Raw genomic sequence first — 5,128 nt, 5'->3', positions numbered from 1 at the left:
TTTTAATAATATTGATGTAGACATAAGCTATAGTTAATTGATAAAATATAGATGCGTTAATTAATGATTTAGTTAAGTGGACAATAGTTTTGTATTATATATTATTTTTATAGGAGGAATTGCTAATGAATAAATTTAAATTAAAGATTCAAAAAATACATAATGAAGCTATAATACCAAGTTATGCACATAAAGGAGATGCTGGATTAGATTTATATTCGGTAGAGAAGGTAACAATAAATCCATCAGAAACTGCATTAATAAAGACTGGAATAAAAATTGAATTACCACCACAAACAGAAGCTCAAGTTAGACCGAGAAGTGGACTTGCATTAAAACATGGTATAACTGTTTTAAATACACCAGGGACTATAGACGAAGGATATAGAGGAGAAGTTGGAATAATATTAATAAATCATGGTAAGGAGCCATTTATAGTAGAAAAAGGAATGAAAATAGCACAAATGATAGTTAAACCTGTATGGTATGTTGATATTGAAGAGGTAGAAGAACTTAGCGATACTGAAAGAGCCGAGGGCGGATTTGGCTCAAGTGGAAAATAATTCATAATTGATAATTAACGATTGAAAGAAGAAAATCCTTATAGAATTTTGAATAAAAGGTATTTTACACTTATAGTTCAAGTTTAGTACTCTACAACTGAGCTTAATATTAAAGCCTATCTACTTCAAGCAAGTTTCAGTAGATAGGCTTTAATTTTTTAAATCTTTCATTTATGAATTGCTTAGCAATTTATATTATATATGGTATTTTACCCAACAACTGTAAGTTACGCTCTGTGAACCAAAATAAATTGCAGCGCAATCTTTAAAAATAGAGTGCACTATTTATTTAAGTTTTCCCATTCTTCATATAAAAATGAAATTTTTTCTTCTAAATCCTTAATTTCTTTATTTACGCGCTCACTTTCAATAGGATTTGAATAAATTTCTTCAAGGCAAAGTTGTTCTTGAAGTGATAATAAATAGTCTTCACCTTTAGATATATCATCTTCAAGTTTTTTAATTTTTAATTTTAAAGATTTCTCTTCTTTTTCAAGTTCTTTCTTTTTTCTTTTCTCATCTTTTAATTGAGTTTTGGTTTTGCCGTTAGCAAGCTCTTCTAAAATTTCAAATCTATTTGGATTGATTTTCTTTTCTTGATAGTAGCTATAGTTTCCTAAAAACTCTTTAATACCATCTTCATTAAGTTCAAGTATTCTATTAATTACTTTATTTAAAAAGTATCTATCATGAGATATAACTATTAATGTGCCATCGTAGCTTAATAGAGCATCTTCAAGAGCTTCTCTAGACATTATATCAAGATGATTTGTAGGTTCGTCTAGTAATAATAAATTAGATCTTGATAACATAAGTTTTAGCAAGTTAATTCTACACTTTTCACCACCGCTAAGGGTATTTATAATTTTAAAAACGTCATCTCCTGTAAATAAGAAAGATGCTAGAGCACCTCTTAGTTTAGAAGTAGTTAAATTAGGAAACTCATCCCAAACTTCATCTAATATGGTTTTATCTAAATTTAAATCAGATTGTTCTTGATCATAATATCCAACATTTACATTTGTGCCAAGAACTACTTTACCATTATCTGGTGATAAGCTATCTAAAATGATTTTAAATAAAGTAGTCTTACCACGACCATTTTCACCAATTAGAGCTACTTTTTCACTTCTTTTAAGATCTAAATTAAGATTATAGAATAGTTTTTTATCACCATAACTTTTAGCTAAATTTTCGATATGAAGAACATCATAGCCACTTTTTACTGAGGTTTCAAATTTAATTTTAGTAGCTTCCTTTTCTTTATCAGGAGCATCTATCTTCTCCATCTTATCTAAAGCTTTTTCTCTACTTTCAGCAGCGCGAATACTTTTTTCTCTATTAAAGCTTCTAAACTTTTCTATTATTGCTTCTTGCCTTTTGATTTCTGCTTGTTGAAGATTATAGGCTTTAAGTTGAGCCTCATAATTTTTCTTTCTTTGCTCAATGAATTTAGTATAAGAAACATTGTAGCAATTAATGTGACCATTAATAACTTCAAATGTATTATTAGTTACAGTGTCCAAGAAAAATCTATCATGAGAAATTACTAAAACTGTTCCCTTATAATTTTTTAAATAATCCTCAAGCCATTCTATAGCTTGTAGGTCAAGATGGTTTGTTGGCTCATCTAGTAAAATTATATCAGGATTCTTTAAAAGTAATTTACAAAGAGCAACTCTAGTCTTTTGTCCCCCACTTAAAGTATAAATTATTTTATCAAAATCCTCTTCTAAAAATCCAAGACCTTTAAGAACTCTAGAAATTTCACCTTTATATGTATAGCCACCTTTATGAGAATATAAGTCTTGAAGAGTAGTATAGTCCTTTATAATTTTTTCATGATATGAAGCTTTATTCTCATCATAAGGCTCATTCATCTTGATTTCTAAAGTATGAAGTTTATTTTCAATATCGGTTAATTCTTTAAAAACTAAGTTCATTTCATCATATATAGTATTATTTAAATCTAAATCAACGTGTTGTGTTAAATATCCTATGGTTCTATTTTTATCAATAAATATTTCTCCAGAATCTTGAGATATTTCTTTAGAAATTATTTTAAAAAGAGTAGATTTTCCTTCGCCATTACCACCGATAATTCCAACTTTATCTCCTTCATTAATTGAAAATGTAATATTTTTCAATACATCTCTTATACCATAGCTTTTCGATATATCTTTGCAACTTAAAACTATCATTTTATCCTCCTATTATTATCTTGAAATATCTACAATATATATAAATATAATAAAGTTATAATTCCAACTTTATTATACTCTAAGGTATTATACTAATCAAATAACTATAAGTAATAATAAATATTCTGTAGTTAATTAAATAATTTTTAAATTGATAATATTTAAGTTAGTAATTTAGGAGTTTACATAAATAAAAGTATGTAAGAATTAAAGGTTACTTCATAGTATTGGTGAAAATCTTAAACTATGAGTAATTTATTAATCTTACATACTTTTTTATTATTTAGAAATTGTTTTGAATTTTGGTAAATGATTATCTATTACAAGAGAAGGGGTTCCAGATATAAGAGGTAAGAAATAATCTAAAGCTTCTTCTCTTATGTGATTTCCTTCTTCATTAATTAATTCTGTTGGAAAATATTTAACATTGTTAGCTATTTTATCAGCTTCAACAAGAAAATGAGATGTAGTATATGGTGAATTTGAATCTCTTTTAATTCCAACCATATAGCCACTATTTCCATCAATAGCAAATTTTAAGGCAGAATAACCAGCATCAAAGGCTTCCTCTAAGTCTACGTCAGAAGCACAGTGAATAGAGCATCTTTGTAAAACTCCTAATTCAAGAGATTTTACTCTACTTGTTATACCTGATGATATTATTAAGTTTTTAAGGTAATTACCTATACCACCAAGTTGAGCATGTCCGAAATTGTCATGAGCTTGTCTGGTCACTTCAGTAATAAATTGGCCTTCAGAATTTTTTAAACCCTCAGAAACAACTATAAAAACTTTATTCTTTTCTTGAAATTTCTTTCTAACATCTAGAAGAAATTGTTCTATATTAAAAGCAACTTCTGGTAAGTAGATAAAGTCTGCAACTGGCTTTCCATTTATTCTAGCTGTGCATGAAGAAGCAGCTAGCCAACCTGTATCTCTCCCCATTGTTTCTAAGATAAAGATTCCATTATTAATATAAACTGATGAATCTAAATATGTTTCAAGAGCTGTTGTAGCAATAAACTTTGCAGCACTTCCAAAGCCCGGCGTATGATCAGTATACATTAAATCATTATCTATTGTTTTAGGAATTCCTATAAATTTTATATCTATTCCTGAACTTTTCGCATACTTACCTAATTTAGCAATGGTATCCATAGAATCATTTCCACCTACATAAAAGAAGGCTTTTATATTGTTTATATTTAATATGTCTAAAAGTTTATCATATTCCTCACTTGAATCTTCTAAATTCTTCATTTTATATCTACAAGAACCTAATCCAGAAGATGGTGTGTATCTAAATGTATTTATTTCTTCATCTGAAAAAGATGATAATTCTATTATATTTCCATTTAATATACCTTCTATTCCGTTTAAACCTGCATATACTTTATCAAAGGCACCTAAATCTTTATTTGCTTGTAACAAACCTACTACACTAGAATTAATAACAGATGTTGGACCACCAGATTGAGCAATTATACAATTCGCCATTAAGCTACTCTCCTTTATAAAAAAATACAAAATGTGATATACTTTTTAAAATATTATATACCCTATTTAATAATATACAATAAAATTTGTAATATTAAAAGGGTTTATTTCAAAAAAATAATACATAAATACTATACTTTATAATTATATATAGAGTAGAATTATATAATTTGGAGGAGTTTACTAAAAGATGGGATTAAGAGAGGTAATTTTAATTGGTGTAGCTATGGCTATGGACGCACTTGGACTTAGTATATGTTTGGGGATAAATCCCACATTAAAAAGAAAAAATAAATGGGGATTTATAGCTTCATTTGCATTTTTTCAATTTCTATTTATATTTTTGGGGGGAATAGCAGGAAATTTGTTTGATACATATATTGTAGCAATTCCTAATATGATAGGCGGAATTGTAATAGCTTTAATAGGTCTTATAATGATATTTGAAGCTTTTAAAAAGAATGATAAAGACGATTCTGTTTTAATAAAAAAATCAATGTATTTAATTTTAGGAATGTCAGTAAGTGTAGATGCTTTAGTAGTTGGTTTTACATCTTTTTTTGAGATTAATGCAATATTGTTATTTATTGATGCTGTTTTGGTAGGCTTAATAACTTTACTAATATGTACCACAGGTTTCTTTTTATGTAGATATATAAGAAAGGTTGATTTTATATGTAAATATGCAGATTTGCTAGGTGGAATAATATTATTAATATTAGCATTAGAAATGATATTTTTTAATATTTAATATGTAGAATATTAGTGTTATAATTATATATATGTTTCAATTATTAATTTATATTATTGCAGTATTATGATATAAGATAATAGTATTACTTAAGCAAAATAGAAAAATTGAAAGCA

The 5,128-nt window shown here is 27.0% G+C and carries 4 protein-coding genes; 2 read left to right on the top strand and 2 right to left on the bottom strand.

All coding sequences use genetic code 11. The features are described 5' to 3' along the window. The first annotated feature begins 125 nt into the window (after positions 1–125). Positions 126–563 carry a dUTP diphosphatase gene (gene dut / locus A500_RS14190; protein WP_016208257.1) on the top strand — a complete coding sequence of 146 codons (438 nt, stop codon included), beginning with the start codon at positions 126–128 and terminating at the stop codon, positions 561–563. 281 nt (positions 564–844) lie between these two features. On the opposite strand, the gene A500_RS14185 is transcribed toward dut, so the two are convergent. Both A500_RS14185 and A500_RS14180 read right to left on the bottom strand, forming a co-directional pair. Next, positions 845–2,764 (bottom strand): ABC-F family ATP-binding cassette domain-containing protein, encoded by a 1,920-nt coding sequence (locus A500_RS14185; protein ID WP_016208256.1) that lies wholly within the window; start codon positions 2,762–2,764, stop codon positions 845–847. Between the two features lie 279 nt (positions 2,765–3,043). After that, positions 3,044–4,261 carry a 6-phosphofructokinase gene (locus tag A500_RS14180; protein WP_016208255.1) on the bottom strand — a complete coding sequence of 406 codons (1,218 nt, stop codon included), beginning with the start codon at positions 4,259–4,261 and terminating at the stop codon, positions 3,044–3,046. Between the two features lie 190 nt (positions 4,262–4,451). Between A500_RS14180 and A500_RS14175 the strand changes: the two genes are divergently transcribed. Next, positions 4,452–5,012, top strand: coding sequence for a manganese efflux pump MntP (locus tag A500_RS14175; RefSeq protein ID WP_016208254.1), 561 nt, complete (start codon positions 4,452–4,454; stop codon positions 5,010–5,012). Positions 5,013–5,128 lie beyond the last annotated feature (116 nt).

The sequence above is a fragment of the Clostridium sartagoforme AAU1 genome (genome assembly GCF_000401215.1).
In the GTDB taxonomy this organism is placed as follows: Bacteria; Bacillota; Clostridia; order Clostridiales; family Clostridiaceae; genus Clostridium; species Clostridium sartagoforme.
This window is presented reverse-complemented; position numbering and strand designations above follow the sequence as displayed.

Excerpts from the sequence above, each read along its gene's own strand:
- dut (WP_016208257.1), top strand. The coding sequence starts at position 126 with ATGAATAAATTTAAATTAAAGATTCAAAAAATACATAATGAAGCTATA.
- A500_RS14185 (WP_016208256.1), bottom strand. The coding sequence starts at position 2,764 with ATGATAGTTTTAAGTTGCAAAGATATATCGAAAAGCTATGGTATAAGA.
- A500_RS14180 (WP_016208255.1), bottom strand. The coding sequence starts at position 4,261 with ATGGCGAATTGTATAATTGCTCAATCTGGTGGTCCAACATCTGTTATT.
- A500_RS14175 (WP_016208254.1), top strand. The coding sequence starts at position 4,452 with ATGGGATTAAGAGAGGTAATTTTAATTGGTGTAGCTATGGCTATGGAC.